The following is a 25,708-nucleotide window of genomic DNA, read 5'->3' on the forward strand; positions in this document are numbered from 1 at the left end:
CGCTTTTACAGAGTTTACAGAAATCGGGACTTACTCCTCGTTCTCCTTTTCTTTCTGCTCTGCCATTCTTGAAAATACCATATCGTATCCATCACTGCCATAGTTGAGTGAGCGATTTACTCGGCTGATTGTCGCAGTCGACGCTCCGGTCTTCTCCGCAATCTCCAGATACGTCTTCTTTTCTCTGAGCATCTTTGCCACTTCATAACGCTGTGACAGAGACAAGAGTTCATTCACGGTACAAACATCCTCAAAGAAGCGATAGCACTCTTCCGGCGTCTCCAACGTCAAAATCGCCCGGAACAGATCATCTACTTCTTCATTTCTGATCTTCTTATTCATCAAAGTTCCCCTTCTTTATCCATCATGCCTGAGCCTGTATCAAAAATTCTATCCGCCCATTTCCATCGATCTACTTCTGTGTCTGAGCCTGTAAAGAAGTACACCTCAAGCTGTTTCTACTGCTTTTATCAGTTTATCACAGTAAATTTATAAAGTCTATACCTCTATGAAAAAATTATAAATAAAACCTTTTTCTACCGGTTTGGCTGATGCGCTTCCCCCGCATTTGTAAAAATACGAGAAAAACTTTCTAAAGTAAGAACTTCTCCACCACCTGTGCCACGCCGTCATCGTTATTCGAGAGTGTCACATAGTCTGCGGCATTGCGCACCGGAAGCACAGCATTCGCCATCGCCACACCAAGACCGGCAAACTGAATCATCGAAAGATCATTGTAGCCGTCTCCGCAGGCAATCATCTCTTCCCGATCCATTCCAAGCGCATGGAGCAACTGGTCAAGCGACTGCGCCTTGTCAATTCCCTTCGGCAGAATCTCAAGGAAGAACGGCTCTGAGCGGTAAACGCTGAAATTCTTTCCCAGTGACGCCTTGATCTTGCCCTCCACGGTTGCTAAATAATCCCCATCATCGAGCATGATAAACTTCGGCACAGCGAAATTGACATATTCCGCAAAATTCTCAATCTTGCGCAGTTTCAGGTGATTGATCGACGACTCAATCTTCGCATACTGGTTATCCGGATTGTTCGTGATAATCCATGAATCCTGATACGTCAGAATGTCTACACCTTCTTCTTTCGCAAGCTCAATAATTCTCCGATTCGATTCCACTGGCAATTTTTTCTGGAAAACAATCTCCCTCGTACTGCAATCCATAATAATTCCGCCATTAAAAGAGAGGATAAATCCGCCGTATTTCTCAAGTTCCAACTGTTCCGCAAGTGGCATCACTCCGTAAGTCGGGCGACCCGAGGCAAGCACAACCTTTTTTCCCCGTTTCTGTGCCTCCATCAACGCCCTGAGCGTTCTCGGTGTAATCACCTTATCCCGGTTTGTCAGTGTTCCATCCAAATCCAGTACAATCATTTTATACTTCATATCTCTTCCCCTGTTTCTCTATGATTGATCTTTCTGTCTTTTTTTCACATCTTTTATCATACCATGATTTTTTTCTTTTGTCATTTACATCCGTATCATTCGTATCATTTACCTCCATATATCTGTTACCATTCATGCGTCCATGCATTTCACTACCGTTCATGCATTCCACTACCATTCATGCATTTCACGGATTCTTTATTCTTTCTTTTATTTGTCTTTCCCATTCACCTTTCCTCGTCTCTGAAAATACTATACTAGCAAATAAATCGTTACGGTTCATGAGTTAGTTGCACAAGCTACGACAAATTAAACGGTAACGAATTAATTTCCTGCGATCATCATTTATCATCTATCATCATGAGGAGGATTTTATGTATCATCATTCCCATCGTACATGTTTTCGTGTCTTATCCGGTCTTCTCTCACTCTCCATGCTTCCGGTCACTGCGCTGTTTGCCACAGTCACTGCACTCTCGCTGACCGGATGCCAAAAAACAGAATCTGATAGGGATCTCGTTCCCGTTACTCTAAACGAAGTTGCTCATTCGATCTTCTACGCTCCCCAGTATGTCGCAATCGAACTCGGATATTTTGAGGACGAAGGCATCGATCTGACTCTTGTAAACGGTGCCGGCGCCGACAAAGTCATGACTGCCCTGATCTCCGGCGATGCAGACATCGGTTTTATGGGATCGGAGGCAAGCATCTACACCTATGCACAGGGAGCACAGGACTATGCCGTCAACTTTGCCCAGCTGACCCAGCGCGCCGGAAATTTCCTCGTCGGTCACACTCCGGATGACTCCTTCACCTGGGCGAAACTCAAGGGCACGAAAGTCCTCGGCGGTCGAGCTGGTGGCATGCCGGAAATGGTGTTTGAGTATATCTTAAAGAAAAATGGCATCGATCCGAAAAATGACCTGACGATTGACCAGAGCATCAACTTTGGACTCACCGCCCCTGCCTTCTCCTCCGGCGATGCGGACTACACGGTCGAATTCGAGCCCTTCGCCACAAGCCTCGAACTTGAGGGAAAGGGAGTTGTGATTGCCTCTCTCGGCACAGATTCCGGATATGTACCATACACCGCCTACTGTGCAAAGAAGAGTTATCTTGCCGATCACCCGGAACTGCTTCAGCGCTTCACCAATGCGATCCAGCGCGGACTTGACTATGTAAACACCCACTCCGCCGAGGAAATCGCAAAGATCATCCAGCCTCAGTTTAAGGAGACCCCGATTGAAAATCTCACGCGCATCACCGAGCGCTACAAAAATCAGGACACCTGGAAGACAGACACCATCTTTGAGAAAGAGAGCTTCGAACTGCTTGAGAATATTCTTGAGGAGGCCGGGGAACTCAAAGAGCGCGTCCCCTATGAAGACCTTGTGACAACCGAATTTGCCAAAAAAGCCATAACAAAAAAATAAATAAACTATCAGAAAAGAATCCGAAAAGAAATCGTAACAGAAAAAGAAATCACAACAGAAAAAGAAATCACAACAGAAAAAGAAATCGCAACAACCAAAAATGTTCCGACAGCAGGCATATGAGCAAAATCCCACTTTCACTCACACGCCAAAACTGCCGGAACATTTATATTATTTCTTATTCCTTATTTCTCATTTCTCATTTTCTTTATGATTCTTATTGTTTTTCTTCGTTTCTATTTTTTCTTAGTTCCTATTGCTTTTCTTAAATCTGCTTTGCGAGTTTCTCCTCGGCACTCTTTAACCAGTCTACCTTAAAGAAATAGATCGCCATTCCGATCGCACAGATCACCCAGGTGATCGGCCATCCTGCCATCACGACCATCAGGTTATGTGTTCTCGGAACTGCAATCGCCAGATAGATCTGACGAAGCACAACAAAACTTCCAAGCATGAAATACATCGGGATGCTCGATTTTCCAACTCCACGAAGCGCTCCGCTCAAAATCTGGGTGACCGGCAGAGAGATATAAGCGTAGGAGAACAGATGCAACATCGCACCACCATTTGCAATGACCGCCTCATCATTTGTGAAGAAGCTCACAAGATCTCCGCCCTTTAAATTCATCACGAAACATCCGACGAGAATCACCGACGAACACATCAGCCATGCTGAGAAAATGCCCTTCTTCACGCGGTCGCTCCGACGCGCTCCGATATTCTGACCAACAAATGTCGTGATTGTCATATTGAAGCTCTGAAGCACGAGCTGAAGGAAACCATCGATTCGGATTGTTGTGGAATATCCCGCAATCGCCGCAGCTCCAAAACTGTTGATGTAGGACTGCACAATGACATTGGAAAACGCTGTGATACTCTGCTGAAGAGCCGCCGGAAAACCGATCTCGACAATTCGCTTTACCACTGCCTTGTGAAAGCGGATCTTTCTCCACTCCACCCGGTAATCTTCTTTTGCACACACAAGCTGACGCATGACAAGAAACGAGCTGAATGCCTGTGCGATCAGGGTGCCAAGTGCAACTCCCGCAACTCCAAGTTTTGCCCCGCAGACAAGAACAAAGTCAAGAATAATATTTGTGATACTTGCCACAGCCAGATAAATCAGGGGATTTCTCGAATCACCGACTGCACGAAGGATTCCCGCTCCCATATTATAGAAAAGCGCAAACGTGATTCCCGCAAAATAGATCGTCAGATAGAGCGTTGAATGAGGAAGAACCTCCTCCGGAACTCCGATCGCCTTGAGAAGCGGTCTTGTCACCGAAATTCCGACAACTGTGAAAAGAATACTGAGCACACCGGTCAACCAGAGTGCACTGTGGACCGCCTGACTCAGTTCCTCCTTCTTTTTTGCACCGAATGACTGTGAAATCACAACACCGGCGCCGGCGGAAAGTCCCATAAAAAATCCCACCAACATATTGATGACGGACGCAGATGCTCCGACCGCAGCCAGCGCATTCGTATCCACAAAATTTCCCACTACATAAGAGTCTGCCGTGTTATATAACTGCTGAAACAGATTTCCGATAAGAAGAGGGATCGCAAACACCAGCATCGACTGGACGATCCCTCCCTCGATCAGATCAGATTTATTCTTCTGCACCTTCATCGCTTCCCTTCTCTTTTATCTCTCCGATCTGTCACTTATTTTTATTGCTTATTTATTTTTATTACTTATTTGCTTATTTCTATCTTGCTTATTTCGCTTATTTCTATCGATTCATTCCTTCTATCGCTTTTTATCGCGTCATTTATTACTCATTTCATCGCTTATTTTTTTATCCCGCGTTTCATCTCATACATATTCCGGTCAGCTTCGTTAAACAGACGGTGAATGCTCTCCTCCGTCCCATCAAAACAGTGATCTTCCGCAATTCCAAAATCAACCCTTGCCGGAATTCCATGCCAGTCTTCCAACTTGCTCTTTGCCATCAACTTTGCTGAGATGACATGCGTCTTCTTCTCCGCCCAGTAATGCGGACAATTCTTTAAGACGAGCAAAAACTCATCCCCGCCAATCCGAATAATCAAATCGGTCTTTCTCAGACTTGATTTCATTGTCTCGGCAACACGCTGGAGGATGCGATCTCCCGCCTCATGACCGTACTCATCGTTGATGCGCTTAAATTTCCGCAGATCTGCGACAACGAAGGTAATCTGCTCATTCAAAAATTCTGGCACAAACACGCGCTCATCGAACACTCTGCGACTATAAACGCCGGTCATAGAATCAAAATATGCCCGATCCGCTTCCGCCTCCATCTGCTCCAACTTCATTCCATCCGTCAGTGTCTTGTATACAGAGAAATCCGTCTTTTCTTCCAACAGCTCCAGGCAGAATCTTCCCTCTTCTCCATTCTCTCTCTGCATCACAATCGGGACCGTCATCACACGGAAAATCCTGTCGTGAATCCACTCAAACCGACAGGTTTTCCTGTTCGCATAACGATTCTGCACATGCTCACAGGACTCCGCATCCATCCCATAACGGCAGGGGCCATCATCTACCAATTTTCCCGTTCTGTCAATCCGAATCTGACGGCAGTTCTCCGTATCGATCAGCCTGACACGGTCAAAATACATATTTCCGAACTCCATGCAGATCTGCACTTCCTGCACGTTCGCATGCATGATTTCATCTTCAAACTTCACCGTTTTTTCTCCAAACTTTTCTCAACTTATCCTATTGCGTCTCGCTCCGCTCCCTTTCGCCCTGACAGACGCATTCATTCTCGAAAATTCTCCTTTTATAGTAACATCCCCCTGCCTGAAAGTCAATATCCGTGGACTGCTGTTGCCCCGGAGTTCCTCCTACATTTATATCACTGTATATAGGTAGAAACGTTCTGTTCTGACGGATCAAGTTGTTCAGACTGTTCTGCTGATTTTGCTGAATCTGCTGAGTCTGCTGAGTCTGCTGAGTCTGCTGATTCCACTTGTTCGGATTGCGTTGGTTGCTCTGTCTGCTCTATTGGTTCAGTCTGTTCCGATTGATCGGGTTGCGTCCGACAAAACTGCACAAATTTTCGGATCACACGCCCGAGACTATCTGCGTATCCGGCGCGCTCCATCCCTGCGTCCGTCAAAATTCCAATTTCCCCAAGCACCTTTCCATTCAACTCATAACGCAAAACTCCGACTCGCTCTCCCTTCTCAACCGGTGCTTCAATCTCTTCCGGAAGCTGAAGTTTTTTCTCTACCGCCGAGAAGTCCTCCCCGTTCATTCCAAGATAGGAAAATTCGCCCTCATAGACCAGCGGAATCACATCTTCCTTTCCGCCCCGCACAGGAAGGAGCGCAAGTTCCGGCATCTGTGTATCTCGATAGAGTTTGCAGTTTGCATAGCCATAGTTTAACAGAGTCTGCGCATCCGCAAAACGTGCCTTATAGTCAGGCGCTGCCAGGATCACAGCGATGAGTTCGACACCATCCTTCTCCGCCGTCGCACTCAGACAGTATTTCGCCTTGGATGTCGAACCGGTCTTCAATCCGGTCACGCGAAAATTTACCGCCATCTTCAAGAGTTTGTTCGTATTTGCAAGACCGAATTCCTTCGTTCCCTGTTTTGTCACATGGGTAATATTCTCCATCCAGATCGTCGAATACTGCTGAATCTGAGGATAGTGCGTGATCAGTTCCCGCGACATCAACGCAATATCCCGCGCAGTCGTCAGATGCTCTGGATCTTCCGTCAATCCGCAACAATCCACAAAATGCGTATTCGTCATGCCAAGCCCCTTGGCGCGCTCATTCATCCGCTTGACAAACTCCTCCTCCGTTCCCGCAATGTACTCCGCCATCGCCACCGACGCATCGTTTCCCGACGCAATGACAATGCATTTGATCAGCGTCTCCACGGTCTGAACCTCGCCCTCCTCGAGAAACACCTGAGATCCCCCCATTGCTTTCGCCCGCGCACTCGTCACAACCTCGTCCTCAAGTCGAATTTTCTCAGACGCAAGTGCATCAAAAATCAGAATCAGTGTCATCACCTTCGTCACACTCGCCGGACTCCTCCTCTGATCCGCATCCTTCTCATAAATGACCTGACCGCTCGATGCCTCCATCAAAATCACACTTGGAGCTGAGACGTTTGCGATGCTCTCTTCCCCCTGCCCCGCAGACACCGGAAAGAGAATCACATTTCCCGCCAGCATCAGAACCAGACTCCAAACAATCAGAAAACGGAACCGCCAAACCTGTCTCATTCAACCCTTCTCTCAATCCGCTTACTCTCTTTGTTTTCAGTCTATGGAAAGTGCGACCATCTTATGATTTCAGTAATCTTTTAGTTTCAAGACAAGAAGTGGTGAAATTAAGAATTTTATTTGTTCAAGTCGACGCTCGCGGAGACTTGGCGCGTGATTTTGGTCAGCTCTGCTGACATTTTCTTATCAAAATCACTGCGCATCCACGCGGAGCGTATAACTCAGAAGGGGATTGTCTCCCCTCCTGAGAAAGTTTGTGATACCCCCACCTATAGAGGAGGGGGACATCCACTCTGAGTTATACAATCACTCTTTTTTCGCATTTATTTATGGGATTGTAAGAATTCCCCATATAGCCTTTTTTGCTAGATTATGATATGATAAAGGTACTTCCAAACTGTAAGAAACAGATGTGTCAATCTCCATCAAGAAACCGTTTGGAAAGCACAAAAATCAAATACCCGGGACGACTTTGGGGATCGTTTCGGAAGAAATGAGGGATCAGAATGGATCATTTTGAGTACATACGAGCAGACAATCGCAGACGGAAAAACCGACACAGACGCGGTCCAATTATCGGGGGCTGTGTATTACTCGTCGGCATCTGCTGTGCAGGTGCTATATTTTTTGCCGGAAAAATGAAAAACAACGGAAATGGAAACGGTGGAAACTCCATCGTCATCGGGGCAGACTCGAATGAGGCAACGTCCTCCGACGCGACAAACGAGACCGATGAGGCAGTCTCTGTCGAGACAACACAGGAGTCCCTCCTTGAGCAGGCAAGTGCGCTTGCGACCGGCTATGACTACGACGGCGCAATCGCGCTTCTCTCGGACAGTGCTTACGCAGGCGAACCGGCTGTGCAGGAAGCGATCGCCGGTTATGAGAACACGAAATCAACCCTCGTGCAGGTCGATGTCAACACCGTGACCCATGTCTTCTTCCACACCTTAGTCTGGGACACCGCAAAAGCCTTTGACGGAGACAGCCGGACTGCCGGTTATAATCAGGTGATGACGACGGTCGACGAGTTCAACAAGATCATTCAAACGATGTATGACGAGGGATACGTCCTTGTCCGTCTTCACGATCTCGCCTACGAGACAACGGATGAGAATGGAAATCCGGTGATGAAGCCGGGCACGATCATGCTCCCGGAGGGCAAGATTCCGTTCGTGATGTCCCAGGACGACCTGTGCTACTATCCTTACATGGATGGTGATGGATTCGCAAGCCGGATTATTATCGGGGATGACGGCAAGCCGACCTGTGAGATGAAGATGGACGACGGCTCCACGACGACCGGATCGTTCGATCTCGTTCCGATTCTCGAGGACTTTATCGACAAGCATCCGGACTTCTCCTACAAGGGTGCTCGCGCAGTCCTCGCCTTCACCGGCTATGAGGGTATTCTCGGCTACCGCACCTCCTCCGCCTATGCGGAGACCTCACCGACTTACGAGCAGGACCGCGAGGAAGCCACCAAGGTTGCTCAGTGTCTGCGCGATCATGGCTGGGAGCTTGCCTCCCACAGCTGGGGACATTTGAATCTCGGAACGGTTGACTATGAACGTTTCAAGACTGACACCGACAAGTGGGAGAACGAGGTCGAATCTCTGATCGGACCGACCGACATCATCCTCTTCCCGTTTGGCGCAGATGTCGGCGATTGGCATCCGTACACGAATGAAAATGAGCGCTTCAACTACCTGCACAGCGTCGGCTTCCGCTACTTCTGCACCGTGGACTCGACAAAGGCCTGGGTTCAGTTCGGTCAGGATTACTTCCGTCAGGGAAGACGAAACCTCGACGGTTACCGGATGTGGAAAGATATCACCGCCGAGGATCCGGCGACAAGAAAGCTCGACGATCTCTTCCAGGCAGAGAATGTCTTTGATTCCGCCCGCCCGACCCCGGTGCCGGAAATGTAACATAGACAAACATATAAAAACACAAAAACAAATATAACCACATTAGAATACCAATTAAACAACTACCAAAAAAACAGCTACCCGGCAATCGAGTAGCTGTTTTTATGTTTTATGTTGTTTTATGTTATTTTATGTTTAGTGTTATGTTTCTATATTATGTTTCTGTTTTGTGTTATTTTATGTTTATATTTGCGTTTGTTTTTTTCGCTTATCTTTGCTTTTTTGACCGATCTTTAACCTCTTTAGCCCTTTACACCGCCGGCAGCAATTCCATCTACGAAGGAATTCTGAGCGGAGAAGAACACGATCAGAGACGGAATGATGGCAAGCAGGGACATCGCAAGCACGCGGTTCCACTCAAATCCGACCTCTGCATCCATCGACATGCGCAGGAAGATCGAAACCGGGAACTTGGAAACGGTATTGACGTAAATCAACGGTCCCATAAAGTCGTTGGAAGCCCACATGAACTGAAAAAGTCCGCAGGATACGATCGCCGGCTTGAGCATCGGCACAATCACATACCAGAGCGTCTGCATGATGTTACATCCATCGATCTCTGCTGCCTCCTCAAGCTCTCTCGGAATTCCGCGCTGGAACTGAATCAGCATATATACAAAGTAGGTATCTCCTGCCAGCATCGACGGAACAACAAGCGGAAGGTAGGAATCAAGCCAGCCCATCTCGTTGAAGAGCACATACTGAGGTACGTTTAAGACAACCTGTGGAAGAAACAGCGTGGACATCAGCACGGCAAACGAAAATTTCTTTCCAAAGAACTGAAATCTCGCAAATCCGTAAGCGGTGATTGTCGCAGAGATCAGTGTCACTGCCACCTTCGGGATAACAATCTTGTAGGTATTTCCGAGGAAGTGAAGCAGAGTCATTCCCTCATATCCGGCAAATCCCTTGATGTATCCGGTCAGAACCGGATTTTTCGGGATAAATCCAATTCCGGAGAAGATCTCCGCATTCGTCTTGAACGAAGCTCCAACCATCCAGACAAGCGGGTAGACCATCACAATTCCAACTGCAATCAGAAGGATGTATCGAAGCACGGTTCCAATCTGTCGTTTCTGTTCTCTCGTCATCGTCATTTTTTCTACCTCCCGTCCTCATCACTGTAATATACCCAGTACTTCTGGCTGATAAAGGCAACTGCCGTAAAGGTCATGATAATCAGGAACAACAGCCATGCGATCGCACTTGCCATTCCCATGTTGTAAGACTTGAACGCATTGTTGTATACGAGCAGAGATACCAGAGTCGTGGAGCGAAGCGGTCCGCCCTGTGTGATGATGAACGGGCCATTGAACTCCTGAAACTTGTTGCACAGCTGAGTGACAAAGTTGTAAAAGATAACCGGAGTGATTAATGGAACGGTGATGCTGATAAACTGACGCCACTTTCTCGCACCATCGATCGAAGCTGCCTCGTAGAGATCTTCCGACACACCCTTGAGTGCCGCAAGGAAGATGACCATCGGAGAACCAAACTGCCATACTTTCAATAAAACGATAACCAGGAAAGAACCGCTCGGATCGCCCAGCCAGTTAAACGGAGCCATTCCGAATTTTGCCATGATCATGTTGATCAGACCTTCTGTCTTGAACAGGAACTTCCAGAGAACTGCGATGGAAACGGAACCTCCGAGAATCGACGGAATGTAGTATGCCGTTCTGAAAAAGTTGATTCCCTTCATCTTATAGTTCAGGATGTACGCGATAAACAGCGCAAATCCAAGTTCCAGCGGAACGGTGCAGAGCGCGTATTTGAACGTTACCCAGAATGCCTTCATCGTCAAACTATCGTGAAGAATGGAGATGTAGTTCCCCAGTCCCAAAAACTTCGGCTGACGGAAGAGATTGTAATCGTAGAAACTGTAAATCATCGATGTGATAAACGGATACAGTTTAAAAATTGCAAATCCAATCCACCACGGCAGAATCAGCGCAAGACCAATGTTCTTTCTGATCCAGGTCCGCAATCCCCGGTTTCCTGTCGTTCCTGCCTTTCCTGTATTCTTCTTTGCCATTGTCATATCCCCCTTTTTTTCGTGATATCCATCAAATATGGCGCGACCTACCCTATAACGCTTTCGTAAATTTGAGTTTATTTCCCCAAAACCTACCTTATTTTTTTATTTCCGCTTCTTTCACCTCAAATCTTCAAGATTTTCCACAAATCATTTTCTTTTTGTTCCCATTTTCTGTTGCTAAACAGACAAAAAACTTATTTTCTCTCTCCCAGTTTTTCGTTGTTTTTTTGCTTATCCTTAAATTATCACAGAAAGAAGTCTGCTTCAATATCCAGTTTTTCACCCTACACATATCATTACAGTTATGTATTGACATTCTCTTCCCTCTCATGATACAGTAGATACAGTAATGTTACCGTAAGTTTCTCTCACCAAATCTCTTTCTCTCTCCGGTTTATTCATTTAGAAAGGATTCTGATTCTATATGAACACAAAACAATATAACTATCTGATTACAATTGCCTCCTGTCAGGGAATTTCCTCCGCATCCGAAAAGCTGGGGATCTCACAGGCGGCTTTAAGTAAATTTCTTGCGGAGCAGGAGCGCATTCTCGGTGTGAAACTTTTCGTTCGCTATCGAAAACACATGTATCCGACTCCGGCGGGAAAACTCTATCTCGATGCAGCCCAGAACATCCTCACCGTCAAGAACAGCACACTTCAGACGATCAACCGTCTGACTCACGGAATCTCCGATCCGATCCGGATTGCCTCCACGCCTTACCGCGGAGCAGAACTTTTCAGCCGGGTTTTCAGCCGATTCTCCTCGCTGTTTCCGACTGTGGACCTCTCACTGAGTGAGATTTACTCCTCTCATCAGGAGGAGGAGATCCATCGCAGTCACGTCGACTTTGCATTCGGAGTCAACCTGCACGCGAACTACTCCGATGTCTGCAACCTTCCGGTCTGCAGAGAGGAGCTTGTCCTTGCAGTGCCTTCGTTCCACCCGCTCGCCCATTTAGCAGATCCGGATCAGCTTGTCTCGATCCCGATTCAGGCATTTCGCGACACCCCGTTCATCCTTCCGAGCCAGAAAAACAACATCCGAATCGTCGCGGAAAAACTCTTTCAGTCTGCCGGCTTTGCGCCGGTAATCGCATTCGAGTCCGGAAATGGTATGACTGTGGACGCAATGATCCGAAAAGGCGCGGGCGTCGGCTTTATCTCAAGCCGTTATGTGAAGCCGACCGCAGAACTTGCCTACTTCCGCCTGGATCCGCCCTGTTTTGAGATCTCCTACCTGCGCTACAAGCGCGGACGGCTTCTGACCGATGTTGAGCGCTGTCTTCTCGGCATTCTGATTGAAGAGCGCCTAAAAACACCATCCCAGGAACTGATCCCGGGTCCTGAGATCGAATCCTTTTTAAAGGAGGTTCATCCGCAATGAGTACAGAACGAGAAACCATCACCCCCATCAACCCCGAGCAGAGAAACGTCAATGGGAATCTCAATGAACATCTCAATGAACATAGAAGTGAGAATGAAACAAACAACAAACCATTAAATACAACTACAAGCGCAAATGTAAATCCAGAAGATATCAATTTTGACACGAAAACGCTCCGCTACATCGTCGCGATCGTCGATCAGGGCGGACTTTCCAATGCCGCGGAGAGTCTTTTTCTCTCCCAGCCTGCTCTTTCCCGCTACCTAAAAGGAGTCGAGGATACGCTCGGAACACCGATCTTTTATCGAAAGCACAACCGTCTGATCCTCACCAACGCCGGAAAGGTCTTTATCAACGGTGTCCGCAGTATGCTCCACATTGAGCAGGATGTCTTAAACCGCTTGCAGGCGAGCAAACTCGACCGAAAGACGACGCTGACGATCGCCGTTCAAAACCTCTTTGCGCGCTTTCTCGAGGAGCATGTCCACCCGCAGATCCAGAAACAATTCCCCGACGCGACGCTCCACTTGAATGTTTGCAGTGGCGACCGCGTAAGAAGCCTCGTCAGCGACGGCACGGTGGATCTCGGCTTCTTTATGGGAAGCCCCTCCGAAAACCCGTACTTTGCACAGGAATGTCTCTTCACCTCCGAGCTTGTCTTCTATGCAACCCCGGATTCACCCGGTCTTGCCGAGAGCTTAAAAAACGGATTTCGCCTGAGCAACTTCGCAGATGAGTCGATGATGATGAGCCTTGAGAACACGTTTCTCTCCCGAATCCAGACCCGGCTTTTGCAGGAGAGCGGAATCACCTCCCCGCGCATCATCACGCGAGGACGCTTAAATGTCCTGCTTGATCTGATCCGTCTCGGTTACGGAAATGTGATCCTTCCAAGAGAGGCTTCCCACTTCTCGTCAGACCGCCTCTTCTCCTTCGACCCGCCAGAGTCATACAGCTGTATCTCTGCGTGGTGTCAGGGACGCACGCTCTCCCCGCTCGCGCAGAGTTATCTCGAAGTCGCGCGGACGGCATTTCCATCGTTTGCGGGATTTTCTGAGATGTGATGGAATGTCAGGATGCATCTCCGTAGATTCTTGCATCAAATTAAGGGATAAGTTAAGGGATAATGGAAAGTTAAGGGATAGGGGACACAAAGAAAAAGAAAATCGTGAAAAAAATTTCCTCCCCGGAACAAGAACAATCCCCCTGTACATATCGTAAGATAAGTATGATAAATATGATGAGATTCTCATCCGAACAAGATGGGTGGACAGGAAAGGAGATTCCTTTGACAGAACAAAACAGAATTATCATCGACAGCGGACATGGAGGTGCTGACCCGGGTGCCGTCTACGAGAATCGCCAGGAAAAAGACGACAATCTCGCCCTCGCTCTCGCTGTCGGGCAAATTTTAAGCGATCACGGAATTCCGGTCGGCTACACAAGGGTGACCGACATCTACCAGACTCCACAGGAGAAGGCAGAGATTGCAAACCGCTGGGGCGCAGATTATTTCATCTCGATCCACCGAAACGCGATGCCAGATCCCGGAACTGCCTCCGGAATCATGAGTCTGATCTACCAAAACGGCGGGCCGGCGGAACTGATGGCACAGAATATCAACCAACAGCTCGAGGATGTCGGATATCGAAACCTCGGAATCTCCGAGCGCCCGGGACTCATTGTTCTGCGAAAGACCAAGATGCCCGCGGTCTTAATCGAAGCTGGATTTCTCGACAACGAGGCTGACAATCAGTACTTTGACCAGAACTTTGAGCGGACGGCTCAGGCGATCGCAGACGGGATCTTGAACACCCTGAAACAGGAAAGCGAAGAACCGGAGTACTACCAGATTCAAATCGGCGTCTACCGAAACCGTGCGAATGCCGAGCGACAGCTCCAACAACTGATCGCCGAGGACTATCCCGCCTTTCTCGTCGCCGAGGATGGGCTGTACAAGGTGCGCGTCGGCGCTTACTTAAATCTTGACAATGCCGTGTGGATGGAGAAGACACTCCGCTCCGCCGGCTACCCAACGGTTCTCGTAAAAGAAAAAGCCATCTCCTAGCAGACAAGGATACAAGAAAAACCGGTTATCACAGCACAGTAACGCAACTGTCTCCCTGTGATAACCGGTTTTCTTTCATAAATTATCTCTCATAAAATTCATAAAATTTTACACGACGATTTTCCATCCTCAAAAGCTTCAAAAAACTTTAAATATTAGAAAACTGCATTGCAACGCAAAGTCCAAATCCCACAAATATAAGCAAAGTGATTCCTGTCATTTATGCCTCCTCGACATCGACGCCCCGCGGTCCCACATGCGTTGAGAACACGATCTGCGTGCTCGTCTTTCCGTATTTCTGGAGCTGACCGATGAAGATATCGAGCTCCATCGTGCTCTGGAACGCCACCTTGAGCAACATCGAATATGCTCCGGTCACACAGTTGCACTCGAGCACATTCGGAATGTTCTCCGCATAGGCATAGAACTTCGGCTTGTCCTCCGGCATCACATCCAGGTTGATGAAGGCAATGATGTGGTAACCCAGTTTCATCGGATCTACAAGCGCATGGTAGCCGGCAATCACGCCATCCTTCTCGAGCTTCTCAATTCGGGCGGAAACCGCCGGCGAAGAGAGAAATGTACTCTCTGCAATCGTTTTCAACGATACTCTTGCATTCTCCTGAAGCAGTTTTAAAATCTTTCTGTCAATGTCATCCATTTCTCGTTTCCTCCCTATTATCTGTATGTGTTTCCAGAACTATCACGAATCATAACTCTCAAACACCCTGAAAAGCATCTGAATTTCCATGAAAGCCAAAAAAAGGCGTCCAAACCATTGGGTTTGAACGCCTTCGCTCTCCTCTAAATTCCGATCACTTTTTTATATTAGGTATCATAAACGTTTCTGAGGCGATTGTCAATCAGAAATTTTACAAACAAAAGTCTGCCTCTTTTCCTTCTCTTTCGTCAATTCGCCAAATTTTGAATCTTACATCAGCGCATCAAGATCAATCTCACCGTTAAAGACCTCGACTGCCGGACCAGTCATAAAGACATGACCGCTCTCGCGATCCCAGCGAATCTGCAAGTTTCCGCCCTTGAGCTGGACCTCGACCTCGTCCTCGACAAGACCGTGCATCATGCTTGCAACTGCGCACGCCGTCGCTCCGGTTCCGCACGCCCAGGTCTCCCCGCTTCCGCGCTCCCAGACACGCATCTGCACATGCTCGCGGTCAATCACGCGGACAAACTCGGAGTTCACGCGATCCGGAAAGCGCTCATGATTCTCAAAATCCGGTCCGATCTTCTCAAGATCCAGACCATCCACATCCTCGACATAGTAGATCGCATGCGGATTGCCGACACTGATTCCGGTAAAGGTAAGATCCTGTCCATTCACATGGATCTTCTCCGGAAGCTCACTCGTCAGCTCCGGAACTCCCATGTCGACCGTGACTGCGACAACTTTTCCGTTTTCTGCGGTCATACTGAGGTGCTTGATTCCTGCCTTCGTCTCGACATCGATCTCAAGGCTGTCCACAATTCCGTGATCGTAGGCATATTTTCCGACACAGCGGATTCCGTTTCCGCACATGGCGCCCTCACTGCCATCCTCATTGAACATCCGCATCCGGCAGTCTGCGACCTCAGACGGACAAATCATGATCAGACCATCCGATCCGATTCCGAAATGGCGGTCGCTCACAAACTTCGATACTGCATTCGGATCGTCAATCTTCTCCTCGAACGCATTCACATACACATAATCATTTCCGATGCCCTGCATCTTTGTAAATTTCATAAACCTTTTCTCCTGCCCTATACATTAATTAGACTGATCACCATCTGTGCAGTCTCGATCAGATTCGTTCCGCTGTCCATGCTACACTTCTGTATGTAACGATGAGCCTCCTCCTCGGTCATGTTGTTGCGCTCCATGAGAAGACTCTTTGCCTGATCAATCACGCGCTGTTCTTCCCCACTGCGCTGTTTGGGTTGCTGTCTCTGCTTTCTTCGCCGTCTCGTCTGCGCCTGAACCATCATCTCCAGCGTGTCCACCAGATCATGTACTTTCATCGGCATCGGAAGACAGACGATATCCTCTGGCATACTCGTCGCCCACTTGCTCGGTGAGGAGATCATCAACATCGAAAACTCCTTCGGCATGCACTCATAAAGCTCGGTAAAGAGCATGTCCGTCAGTCGATAGCCACACACAATGATCCCGCTACTCAGATCCTCCGTCAACGAAAGTGCCTGAGCACCGGATGTGCAGGCAGAGTTCACCTGAAATCCGTTTCTCACGAGTATATTTTTAATATTCTTGGCATCCTCCGGTTTGGAGAAAGCAACGATCACATTTGCCAACCTCTCTCACCTCCAGGGCAGAAACTTTTCTGAATGGATATCTCGTACTCTTAATTAAAACTTATACAGATATTCCTCTACTTCCCAGTCTGTCACCTCGGCGCGGAACTTCTTCCACTCTTCCTCCTTGGCTTCCAGATATTTCGTGTAAATATGATTTCCGAGAAGATTCTTTACAAATTCACTTCCCTCAAAGTGTTCCAGCGCTTCCCCGAGTGTCTCCGGAAGCTGATCGATATGGCGCTCTGCCATCTCTTCATCTGACATTGCAAAGATGTTTGTGTCCACACTCGGCGGTGGGGTCAGATTGTTGCGGATTCCCTCAAGACCGGCGGACAGACACGCTGCCAGTGCCAGATACGGGTTCACTGCCGAATCCGGACAACGCAGTTCAATGCGGGTGCTCTCGCCTCTCGAGGACGGGATGCGGATCATCGTACTGCGGTTTGCAGATGCCGACCATGCCACATAGACCGGAGCATCGTAGCCCGGCACAAGGCGCTTATAGGAGTTGACAAGCGGATTGGTCAGCACAGTCATCTCCTTGATGTGCTTTAAGATTCCAGCCATGAACTGGTAGGCAACCTTGCTCAATCCCAGTTTGTCTGACGGATCTGCAAAAGCATTCGTGCCATCCGACAGATTTGCCAAAGACATGTTGATGTGCATGCCGGAGCCATTGACACCAGCTTTCGGCTTCGGCATAAACGTCGCATGCAGACCGTGACGCTTCGCAATCGACTTGACTGCCATCTTGAACGTCATAATGTTGTCCGCTGCGGTCAGACCGTCCATGTACTCCAAATCAATCTCATGCTGGGCCGGTGCAAGCTCATGATGGGAGGCCTCAACGCCAAAGCCCATCTCCTCGAGATTCAGCACGATATCACGGCGCACATTCTCCGCCATGTCAATCGGAGCGACATCGAAGTAGCCTGCCATCTCATGCGTCTGTGTCGTCGGTCTTCCGTTGTCATCCGTGTGGAAGAGGAAGAACTCACACTCCGGGCCTACATGGAACGCATATCCCATGTCCTCAGCCTCCTTGAGCACCCGCTTCAGCACATATCTCGGATCTCCCTCAAACGGCTCTCTGTTCGGGCGGTAGACATCGCACATCAGACGTGCAACCTTTCCCTGCTGGGGTCTCCACGGAAATATTTCAAATGTATCAAAATCCGGATACAAATACATATCCGATTCTTCAATCCGGACAAAACCTTCAATTGCGGAACCGTCGAACATGCATCGATTCTCCAGTGCTTTTGGCAACTGACTTGCGGTGATGGCTACGTTTTTCAGCATACCAAAAATATCAGTAAACTGTAAACGGATGAATTCGACGTCCTCTTCTTCTACGAGACGGATGATGTCATCCTTATTATACTTGCTCATCGTTTTTCTCCTTTTCTTTGCACGGGTTTCGGACTGCCTTTCCGTCCCCCACTATGCAAAGGAGGGTGGAAATCGATCATCTAGGCAGACGATCCCCTTTTCATGCAACACCCTCGTTCCATGTTCAAATGATAACAGGCAAAGAAAAATTTGTCAATGTGCGAAACTTAACAAGTCTTTCTCTTATTTGTCATAATTTTCAGCCAATCGCACTTTATTGTCATCGTTTATTCCCGACACAACCTGTAACCCAGAGTGGATGTCCCCTCCTGAGTTCAAGTCGACGCAAGCATCCTCTTCTCCCGGCTTGTCGGAACTTTTCGTTTATGATACAATAAATGAATTGCTTCGAAATTTATTAACTTTATTAACCGATACCTTAACTAATATCTTTTTTTAACACATTATGGGGGTTTTATTATCTATGAAAAATAAGAAACTTTCTGCCCTGCTCCCGATTGCGGTCTTTCTCGTCTTCTATCTGGGGCTTGGGATTTTCTCCGAATATATCCTGAAGATTCCGATGGGCTTTTACAACATCCCGATCGTCGTCGCCTTTCTGCTCGCGATCCTGACTGCCTGTCTCCAGAACCGGGAAGTCTCGTTTGATCGCAAGCTCGAACTCATGGCGCAGGGCGTCGGGGACAAGAACATCATCACGATGCTCCTGATCTTTCTGACCGCCGGAACCTTCGTCGGCGTCGTCGGGCGAAGCAGTGCCGAGAGTGTCGCCTACCTGATGCTCTCCCTGATTCCGGCGCGCTTCTCCGTCGCCGTCCTCTTTGTCGTCGCCTGCTTTGTGTCGACCTCTATGGGCACTTCGGTCGGAACGATCACGCTCCTCGTCCCGATTGCAACCGCAGTCGCTGAGACTTCGGGCTTCTCGCTCGCGCTGTGCACGGCATCTGTGATGGGAGGCGCGATGTTCGGGGACAATCTCTCGTTCATCTCCGACACGACGATCGCCGCCTGCAATGGTCAGGGATGTGCGATGAAGGACAAGTTTCGCGAGAACTTCGGAATCGCACTTCCCTCCGCAATCGCCTCGCTGATCCTGATCCTCATCGTCTCCTTCCGTCAGGACCCGGGAACTTCGATCAGCCATTCCTACAACCTGATTCAGATGATCCCTTATCTTCTCGTGCTTCTCGGCGGAATTGCGGGAATTCAGGTCTTTCTCGTGCTCTTAACCGGCATCATCTCCGGTGCACTGATCATGCTCGGAACCAGACAGACAACACCGTGGGAGATGCTCTCCAACATGGGATCGGGTACTTCCGGAATGTTTGAGACCTGCATGGTCGCAATCCTCGTCTCCGCAATGTGCGCACTGATCCGTGAAAACGGCGGTTTTGATGTTCTTCTTGCGACAATCCACAAGATTTTCCGCGGAAGAAAGGGCGGACAGCTCGGCATCGGTCTTCTTGTCGCCCTGCTCGACATCGCGACTGCAAACAACACCGTCGCAATCGTCATGGCAAACCCGATCGCAAAGGAGATGTCCGAGGACTACGGCATCAGTCCTCGAAAGACAGCCTCCCTGCTCGACACGTTTTCATGCATCTCTCAGGGCATCATCCCCTACGGCGCGCAGATGCTTGTCGCAATCTCCGCTGTGCACGAGCTCGGCTATGAACTCTCTGCATTTGAGATCATTCCCTGTCTCTTCTATCCGTCGATGCTCTTAATCAGCTCGATGATTTTTATTTTTCTTCTGCCGGAGAAGACCGTAAAAGCACAATAAAAATTGACAAACAAAAGGCTTCCGGCGCATCGCCAGAGCATCAACAATCTGCAAAATACCAAAAAACGCAACAAAAAAGCGAAAGCACAGGATTCTTTTTTGAAAACTGCGCTTTCGCCTTTTTTATTTCTCTCTAGTTTTTCCTAGTATTTCGATTTTTCAAGAATTTATATGCCTATACCTGTATCTTAACTTTCTCTCTTGTAGGAGAGCGCGCGGATCGCATTGAGGATCGCAAGAACCGAGACACCGACATCTCCAAACACCGCCGCCCACATCGAGGCATATCCGAGAGCAACGAGAATCAGCACAAGCACCTTGACACCGATCGCAAAGATGATGTTCTGGCGCACAATTCCGACGGTCTTGGATGCAATCAGAATCGCATCCACAATCTTTGACGGTTCATCGTCCATGATGACGACATCCGCTGCCTCAACTGCGGCATCCGAACCGATTCCGCCCATCGCGATACCGACATCGGCGCGCGCAAGTACCGGCGCATCATTGATTCCGTCTCCGACAAACGCAAGCGTCTTTCCGGGTGCTTTTTTGCTAAGAAGTTCCTCCACCTTCTTGACCTTATCGCCCGGCAGAAGATTTCCGTAAACCTCGTCAAGTCCAAGGCTCTCTCCGACTTTTCGTCCGACCTCCTCGCGGTCTCCGGTCAGCATCACAAGTTTCTTGACTCCATGACGGCGCAGACCCTCAAGCGCCTTCGGCACATCCGAGCGAATCGAGTCAGAGATCACGATCGCACCGAGATACTCGTTCTTTTCTGCCAGATACAGCGTCGTTCCAAGCAGAGCCGTCGGCTGTTCCACGACAGCGCCACACGCCTTCATCAACTTCTGGTTTCCGATGTAGAGAGCTCTCCAGACTCCGTCTTTCTCGATCTGTGCATGGATGCCCTGACCGGAAATCTCCTCGACACTGCCAATGCGCGCGGTATCGACTTCCTTGCCATACGCCTTCTTGATCGAGAGTGCAATCGGATGATTTGAGTGATGCTCAGCGAGAACTGCAAGCTCAAGAAGCTCCTCCCTCGCCATGCGAACAGAAGAAATTTCACTGACCTCAAACTGTCCGGTCGTCAGAGTTCCGGTCTTATCAAACACAACAGTGTCGAGGCTTCCGACTGCCTCAAGATAGTTGCTTCCCTTCATCAGAATGCCATTTTTAGAGGCAGCGCCGAGACCGCCAAAGAAACTAAGCGGAACAGAAATCACAAGCGCACATGGACACGATACAACAAGGAAACTGCATGCGCGGTATACCCAGGTGCTCCAGCCACCGCCAAGAATGATCGGCGGGATCACGGCAAGGATCACAGCGAGAATGACAACGATCGGCGTGTAGACTCTTGCAAATCGCGTGATAAAGGCCTCCGCCTTCGCCTTTCTCGAGCTTGCATTCTCAACGAGCTCAAGAATCTTCGATACCGTCGAATCATCAAAGAGCTTCGTCGTCTCAACCTCGAGCACACCACTCAAGTTGATCGATCCACTCACAACCGCCTGACCTTCTGCGACCTCGACCGGCATCGACTCACCGGTCAGTGCCTTCGTGTCGAGCGTGGAATTTCCCTTTCTGACAATACCATCGAGCGGAACTTTCTCGCCCGGGCGAATCACAATCGTGTCACCGACCTCAACCTCATACGGATCAACCTGCTCCTCCTGTCCATCTCTCAGGAGGTTTGCATACTCCGGATTGATGTCCATCAGATCCGTGATCGACTTTCTCGACTTGTTGACCGCATAGTCGTTGAAGAGTTCTCCAATCTGATAAAACAGCATAACTGCCACGGCTTCCTCGAGGGAACCGACAACGATCGCTCCGATCGTCGCCACCGACATCAAGAAGTTCTCATCGAAAATCTGTCCCTTTGTGATGTTTCGGCAGGCGCGCAGAGGAATGTCATATCCCGCAAAGAGATATGCCACAAGAAACGGAATCCACGCAAACGCAGACCGGTTTTCCAGAATCAGCGCCAGAATGAAAAATACGGCGCTGGCACTAAGCCTTGTTACCATCTTTTTCTGTTTTTTTGTCATCACAGCCATCCTTTCTTTCCGGCGCTCTCCGGAAATCTGTCTCTCACTCTCTTTCTCATCATGCCCTGCGCCCAGAGAAAATCCCCCTGCGTGCAGAAACACATTTTAGCGCAGAACCTTGAACTCTGCCTCCGGCTCGATCTTGTCTGCGACCTTTCTTGCGCCCTCAACGACCTGATCTTCCATTCCGTCCTCAGCCTCGATCACAAGACGCTGGGTCATAAAGCTCAAAGATGCCTCCTTGACGCCGTCGAGCTTCTTGACACCCTCCTCAATCTTTGCAGCACAGTTTGCACAGCACAGTCCCTCAAGTTTGATGATCTTCTTCATAATGTTATCTCCTTTTCTTTGTTTTCTTCTTTTTTGATTTTTTTGTTTTTTCTTTTCTTTGTTGCTCTCTATCGGTAACTGTTCCGAACCGTGATCTCGTCCCAGCTACGATCTGTTACTTGCTGTCACTTATTCAAAACATCTTTCTCTACTCACTGATATGTTCCATACCCTGAGCCAGAATCGTCTGAATATGCGAATCCGCCAATCTATAAAAAACAGTCTTTCCCTCCCTGCGGAAGGACACCAGTCTCATCTGCTTCAAGGTTCTGAGCTGATGAGAGATCGCCGACTGTCCCATTTGCAGAAGGGTTGCAATATCGCAGACACACATCTCAGACTGGCTGAGCACATACAAAATCTTGATTCTCGTCGAATCCCCAAAAATCTTAAAAAACTCAGACAGATCAAGAAGTTCCTGCTCATCCGGCATCACGCGCTCCACTTTTTCCACAATCGCCTCGTGGACATGCATGAATTCACAGGTTCCCTCTTCCACTTCTTCTTCAATCCTTGCCTTCTCTTCCCTGGTCATCAAAACCTCCGTTTCTTTCTCAATCTGTATTCCTATGATCGCTTCGATTCTCCATGATTCTGATTCTCCAAGATTTTCTAATCTTCTCTGTCTTCTATGTTATCCCCTGGTCGTTCTCATCTCACTCAAATTGTTTTCATATGAATACCTGTTCATATGTTTATATTACCATATTTTCATCTCTTGTCAAGTAGTTGACGCACAAAAAAAGAGAAACTTTCAAACATCTGCTTTCGATGTTTAAAAATTTCTCTTTTTTGGTATCTCTCTCCGGATTCTTTCTCCGATCAGCCTGCTAAATGCATCACTTCAATCAGGAAAATCCAGCTCAGACCGTAGTAGGAAACAACCGCAACAAGGTCGTTGATCGTCGTGATCAGCGGACCGGAAGCGACTGCCGGGTCTACGTGAATCTTCTTGAAGAAGAGCGGAATCAGCGTGCCGACTGCGCCGGAAATCAGCATTGCGAGCACGAGTGCCAAACCGATGCATCCCGATACCGCATAGGCAAACGCGAAGGTCTTTCCCTTAAAGAATACAATGTAAAGTCCAATCACTGTGAACGAGAGAACACCGAGAATCATACCGTTTGAGAACGCGATTCTCATCTCTTTCCACACCAGTTCCAACTTCTGACGCACGGTCAGGGACTCATCCATCAGAACGCGGATCGTGACAGCCAGAGACTGGGTGCCGACATTTCCTGCCATGTCCAGAATCAGAGACTGGAAGCACATGATCAGCGGAAGCTGGCTTACCACTCCCTCAAACAGACCTACAACCGACGATACCAGCATGCCGAGAACGAGAAGAATCAGAAGCCACGGCAGACGCTTTTTCATGCTCTCCTTGAGTGGTTCCTTGAGATCTTCCTCCGCGGTCAAACCTGCGAGTTTTGCGTAATCCTCTCCCATCTCATCGTCGACAAGTTCTACGATGCTCTGGGAAGTGATGACTCCGAGGAGACGGTTACTGTTGTCAAGAACCGGAATCGAGTCCTCCGAATAATCTTTCAGTTTTTCGATACAATCATCAATCGCCTCATGACCGTAGACATACGGGTAAGAGGTGACAATCAAATCCTCAAGCGGTGCCTCCGGCGGTGCGGTGAGCAGATCTCTCAAATCCATCGCGCCGTAAAACGTGTGATCGTCTGTAACCATGAACAGCGTTGAGATGTTGTCATTCTTCTGGGCCTGTCCAACGAGGCTTCCCATCGCCTGTCCGGCGGTCAGATTCTCCCGGATCACGATGCAGTTCGTCGTCATCCAACTACCGATCTCTTCCTCATCGAACGAAGCGATCACTGCGACGCTCTTTCTCGCATCATCGTCCATGAGCTCAATCAGAAGTGCTCGTTTCTCCTTCGGCTCCATCTTCAGGACGTCCACAACCGCATCCGTCTCCATTCCGGAGAGGATGGATGCCGCCTTCTTGATGTCCATCTCGTTTAAATATCCGGCTGCCTCGCGCTCATCAATGTGCTCGAAAATATCCGAGAGCATGTCTGTATCGAGGACACGACAGACTTTCTGTCGCTCCAGCACCGTCAATTCTGGAAAGACATCTGCCAGATCATTCTCATGATAGTCTTCAAGCTGTCCGCGAAGAACACCCGGTGATGCATTTCCCCGGATAATTTCCAGGATTTCGGACTTGTAATCTTCCTGTACTTTATTTTCCATGTTCGATCCCCCTTATTCAGTTTTTGATGCAGTACTCTTGAAGTTTTCTTCTCTTTTCTTTCTTTCATTTCTTCCAGTAATTATTTCTGAAAACTTCACACTGCGCTTGCAAACAGGGACGAGTTCCGAACAGGATCAGAAAAATCAGAGCAAATCGATGGACGCACTTCTGGCGTCGGTTTGATATGCAAAGAAACAGAATAGACTGCCGTCTGTTTCCGATCCTGTGCTACTACTTCGTCCATGACTGTCGCCGTCCATTCTGTTCACCTACCTTTATCTTAGAATTTCCTGTTATCTTAACAGGATTTTAGCGGGTGTCCCGAAAACACCCTGCTACATTATAGTCTACTTTGTCCAAAAAGTAAACAAAACTTTCTGCAATTATCGAGAAAAAATCTTCGACAAAAAAATTTCCAAACCATAAGCCCTGAGTAGGACGCAACTTCCTATTCAAGTCGATGCTTGCGGAGACTTGGCGCGTGATTTTGGTCAGCTCTGCTGACATCTTCTTATCAAAATCACTGCGCTTCTCCGTTCCACTGCGGTCGGTGCATAACAAGCGCCACTGGCGCTTTGCACCCACGCGGAGCGTATAACTCAGAAGGGGATTGTCTCCCCTCCTGAGAAAGTTTGTGATACTCCCACCTATAGAGGAGGGGGACATCCACTCTGAGTTATACAAAAAAGAGGCAGGTCTCCTGCACGGAAAACCTGTCTCTCAACTCCTTCTGTCTTTTTTCTGTGTTACATTTTAAAGCTCGCACACAGCGTCTGGTCTGCACTCGTCGCGTAATCGCCGGTGATTCCGATGTGATCTGCCATACAGCGATGACCCTCGTTGTACATACACTTTACCGCCTCACAGCTGATCTCGAGCTTCTCCTCCGGAGTCTGGAAGACATTCGTAAAACTGCCCTCCTTCTTCTCGTCAAAACTGCAACAGCAGGTGTCCTCTTTCGTGCTTGCGTCCTGACCATCCACGACGATCGCCTGACGGCAACAACAGTGGTCGGAATTGTGCAGACAGTTTGTGACTGAACATTCAAGTTTTGTCATAATAAATGCATACCTCCTTGATCCAAAAAAATTGTGATGATCTGGCATCAGGAATAGTATGCATTTATTTAAAAAACTTATTCTGTTATCAAAACTTTTTTCTCA

General features: G+C 48.4%; 22 protein-coding genes. 6 read left to right on the top strand and 16 right to left on the bottom strand.

What is annotated here, in order from left to right; genetic code table 11:
* Positions 1 to 30: 30 nt before the first annotated feature.
* Both ACR0QT_RS01660 and ACR0QT_RS01665 read right to left on the bottom strand, forming a co-directional pair.
* The gene (locus ACR0QT_RS01660; protein WP_432629169.1) at positions 31 to 342 is read right to left on the bottom strand and encodes a YerC/YecD family TrpR-related protein; all 312 of its coding nucleotides are present in this window, start codon (positions 340 to 342) and stop codon (positions 31 to 33) included.
* A 250-nt stretch (positions 343 to 592) separates the two neighbouring features.
* Positions 593 to 1,399: a Cof-type HAD-IIB family hydrolase gene (locus tag ACR0QT_RS01665; protein ID WP_432629170.1), complete on the bottom strand. Its 807-nt coding sequence runs from the start codon at positions 1,397 to 1,399 to the stop codon at positions 593 to 595.
* A 434-nt stretch (positions 1,400 to 1,833) separates the two neighbouring features.
* Here ACR0QT_RS01665 and ACR0QT_RS01670 point away from each other — a divergent pair, with 434 nt between their 5' ends.
* The gene (locus ACR0QT_RS01670; protein ID WP_432629289.1) at positions 1,834 to 2,832 is read left to right on the top strand and encodes an ABC transporter substrate-binding protein; all 999 of its coding nucleotides are present in this window, start codon (positions 1,834 to 1,836) and stop codon (positions 2,830 to 2,832) included.
* 265 nt (positions 2,833 to 3,097) lie between these two features.
* Here ACR0QT_RS01670 and ACR0QT_RS01675 read toward each other — a convergent pair whose 3' ends face one another.
* The 3 genes from ACR0QT_RS01675 to ACR0QT_RS01685 all read right to left on the bottom strand — a co-directional run bounded on the left by ACR0QT_RS01675 (position 3,098) and on the right by ACR0QT_RS01685 (position 7,064).
* Positions 3,098 to 4,459, bottom strand: a complete 1,362-nt coding sequence (locus ACR0QT_RS01675) for an MATE family efflux transporter (RefSeq protein WP_432629171.1) — start codon at positions 4,457 to 4,459, stop codon at positions 3,098 to 3,100.
* 167 nt (positions 4,460 to 4,626) lie between these two features.
* Positions 4,627 to 5,508 carry a GGDEF domain-containing protein gene (locus ACR0QT_RS01680; protein ID WP_432629172.1) on the bottom strand — a complete coding sequence of 294 codons (882 nt, stop codon included), beginning with the start codon at positions 5,506 to 5,508 and terminating at the stop codon, positions 4,627 to 4,629.
* 170 nt (positions 5,509 to 5,678) lie between these two features.
* The gene (locus ACR0QT_RS01685; RefSeq protein WP_432629173.1) at positions 5,679 to 7,064 is read right to left on the bottom strand and encodes a D-alanyl-D-alanine carboxypeptidase family protein; all 1,386 of its coding nucleotides are present in this window, start codon (positions 7,062 to 7,064) and stop codon (positions 5,679 to 5,681) included.
* A gap of 506 nt (positions 7,065 to 7,570) precedes the next feature.
* Between ACR0QT_RS01685 and ACR0QT_RS01690 the strand changes: the two genes are divergently transcribed.
* A complete protein-coding gene (locus tag ACR0QT_RS01690; protein ID WP_432629174.1) occupies positions 7,571 to 8,995 on the top strand; it encodes a polysaccharide deacetylase family protein in 1,425 nt (474 codons plus the stop codon).
* Positions 8,996 to 9,237: 242 nt separating this feature from the next.
* On the opposite strand, the gene ACR0QT_RS01695 is transcribed toward ACR0QT_RS01690, so the two are convergent.
* Both ACR0QT_RS01695 and ACR0QT_RS01700 read right to left on the bottom strand, forming a co-directional pair.
* A complete protein-coding gene (locus ACR0QT_RS01695) occupies positions 9,238 to 10,086 on the bottom strand; it encodes a carbohydrate ABC transporter permease (RefSeq protein WP_432629290.1) in 849 nt (282 codons plus the stop codon).
* An 11-nt stretch (positions 10,087 to 10,097) separates the two neighbouring features.
* Positions 10,098 to 11,030 carry a carbohydrate ABC transporter permease gene (locus ACR0QT_RS01700; protein ID WP_432629175.1) on the bottom strand — a complete coding sequence of 311 codons (933 nt, stop codon included), beginning with the start codon at positions 11,028 to 11,030 and terminating at the stop codon, positions 10,098 to 10,100.
* A 427-nt stretch (positions 11,031 to 11,457) separates the two neighbouring features.
* Between ACR0QT_RS01700 and ACR0QT_RS01705 the strand changes: the two genes are divergently transcribed.
* From ACR0QT_RS01705 to ACR0QT_RS01715, 3 genes are all read left to right on the top strand, one after another.
* A complete protein-coding gene (locus ACR0QT_RS01705) occupies positions 11,458 to 12,420 on the top strand; it encodes a LysR family transcriptional regulator (protein ID WP_432629176.1) in 963 nt (320 codons plus the stop codon).
* Complete coding sequence (locus ACR0QT_RS01710) at positions 12,417 to 13,484, top strand: LysR family transcriptional regulator (RefSeq protein WP_432629177.1); 1,068 nt, start codon at positions 12,417 to 12,419, stop codon at positions 13,482 to 13,484. Before ACR0QT_RS01705 ends, ACR0QT_RS01710 begins: the two co-directional genes overlap by 4 nt.
* Positions 13,485 to 13,708: 224 nt before the next feature.
* A complete protein-coding gene (locus tag ACR0QT_RS01715; RefSeq protein ID WP_432629178.1) occupies positions 13,709 to 14,488 on the top strand; it encodes an N-acetylmuramoyl-L-alanine amidase in 780 nt (259 codons plus the stop codon).
* 220 nt (positions 14,489 to 14,708) lie between these two features.
* On the opposite strand, the gene ACR0QT_RS01720 is transcribed toward ACR0QT_RS01715, so the two are convergent.
* The 4 genes from ACR0QT_RS01720 to glnA all read right to left on the bottom strand — a co-directional run bounded on the left by ACR0QT_RS01720 (position 14,709) and on the right by glnA (position 18,193).
* Entirely contained in the window at positions 14,709 to 15,149 is a 441-nt protein-coding gene (locus tag ACR0QT_RS01720; protein WP_177976600.1) for a winged helix-turn-helix transcriptional regulator, read from the bottom strand.
* Between the two features lie 270 nt (positions 15,150 to 15,419).
* The gene (dapF, locus tag ACR0QT_RS01725; RefSeq protein WP_432629179.1) at positions 15,420 to 16,232 is read right to left on the bottom strand and encodes a diaminopimelate epimerase; all 813 of its coding nucleotides are present in this window, start codon (positions 16,230 to 16,232) and stop codon (positions 15,420 to 15,422) included.
* Positions 16,233 to 16,249: 17 nt separating this feature from the next.
* Positions 16,250 to 16,798, bottom strand: coding sequence for an ANTAR domain-containing response regulator (locus tag ACR0QT_RS01730; protein ID WP_432629180.1), 549 nt, complete (start codon positions 16,796 to 16,798; stop codon positions 16,250 to 16,252).
* Positions 16,799 to 16,852: 54 nt separating this feature from the next.
* Complete coding sequence (glnA, locus tag ACR0QT_RS01735) at positions 16,853 to 18,193, bottom strand: type I glutamate--ammonia ligase (protein ID WP_432629181.1); 1,341 nt, start codon at positions 18,191 to 18,193, stop codon at positions 16,853 to 16,855.
* A 424-nt stretch (positions 18,194 to 18,617) separates the two neighbouring features.
* On the opposite strand from glnA, the gene ACR0QT_RS01740 reads away from it, so the two are divergent.
* Positions 18,618 to 19,937, top strand: a complete 1,320-nt coding sequence (locus ACR0QT_RS01740) for a Na+/H+ antiporter NhaC family protein (RefSeq protein ID WP_432629182.1) — start codon at positions 18,618 to 18,620, stop codon at positions 19,935 to 19,937.
* 188 nt (positions 19,938 to 20,125) lie between these two features.
* On the opposite strand, the gene ACR0QT_RS01745 is transcribed toward ACR0QT_RS01740, so the two are convergent.
* The 5 genes from ACR0QT_RS01745 to ACR0QT_RS01765 all read right to left on the bottom strand — a co-directional run bounded on the left by ACR0QT_RS01745 (position 20,126) and on the right by ACR0QT_RS01765 (position 25,603).
* A complete protein-coding gene (locus tag ACR0QT_RS01745) occupies positions 20,126 to 21,994 on the bottom strand; it encodes a heavy metal translocating P-type ATPase (protein ID WP_432629183.1) in 1,869 nt (622 codons plus the stop codon).
* Between the two features lie 105 nt (positions 21,995 to 22,099).
* On the bottom strand, positions 22,100 to 22,324 hold the full coding sequence (locus ACR0QT_RS01750; RefSeq protein WP_432627193.1) for a cation transporter: 225 nt from the start codon (positions 22,322 to 22,324) through the stop codon (positions 22,100 to 22,102).
* 148 nt (positions 22,325 to 22,472) lie between these two features.
* Entirely contained in the window at positions 22,473 to 22,859 is a 387-nt protein-coding gene (locus ACR0QT_RS01755; RefSeq protein ID WP_432629184.1) for an ArsR/SmtB family transcription factor, read from the bottom strand.
* Positions 22,860 to 23,146: 287 nt separating this feature from the next.
* The gene (gene mgtE, locus ACR0QT_RS01760) at positions 23,147 to 24,544 is read right to left on the bottom strand and encodes a magnesium transporter (RefSeq protein ID WP_432629185.1); all 1,398 of its coding nucleotides are present in this window, start codon (positions 24,542 to 24,544) and stop codon (positions 23,147 to 23,149) included.
* A 747-nt stretch (positions 24,545 to 25,291) separates the two neighbouring features.
* Positions 25,292 to 25,603 carry a DUF1540 domain-containing protein gene (locus ACR0QT_RS01765; protein WP_432629186.1) on the bottom strand — a complete coding sequence of 104 codons (312 nt, stop codon included), beginning with the start codon at positions 25,601 to 25,603 and terminating at the stop codon, positions 25,292 to 25,294.
* Between the last annotated feature and the right edge of the window lie 105 nt (positions 25,604 to 25,708).

Source organism: Brotaphodocola sp. (genome assembly GCF_050873365.1).
Lineage (GTDB): Bacteria > Bacillota > Clostridia > Lachnospirales > Lachnospiraceae > Brotaphodocola.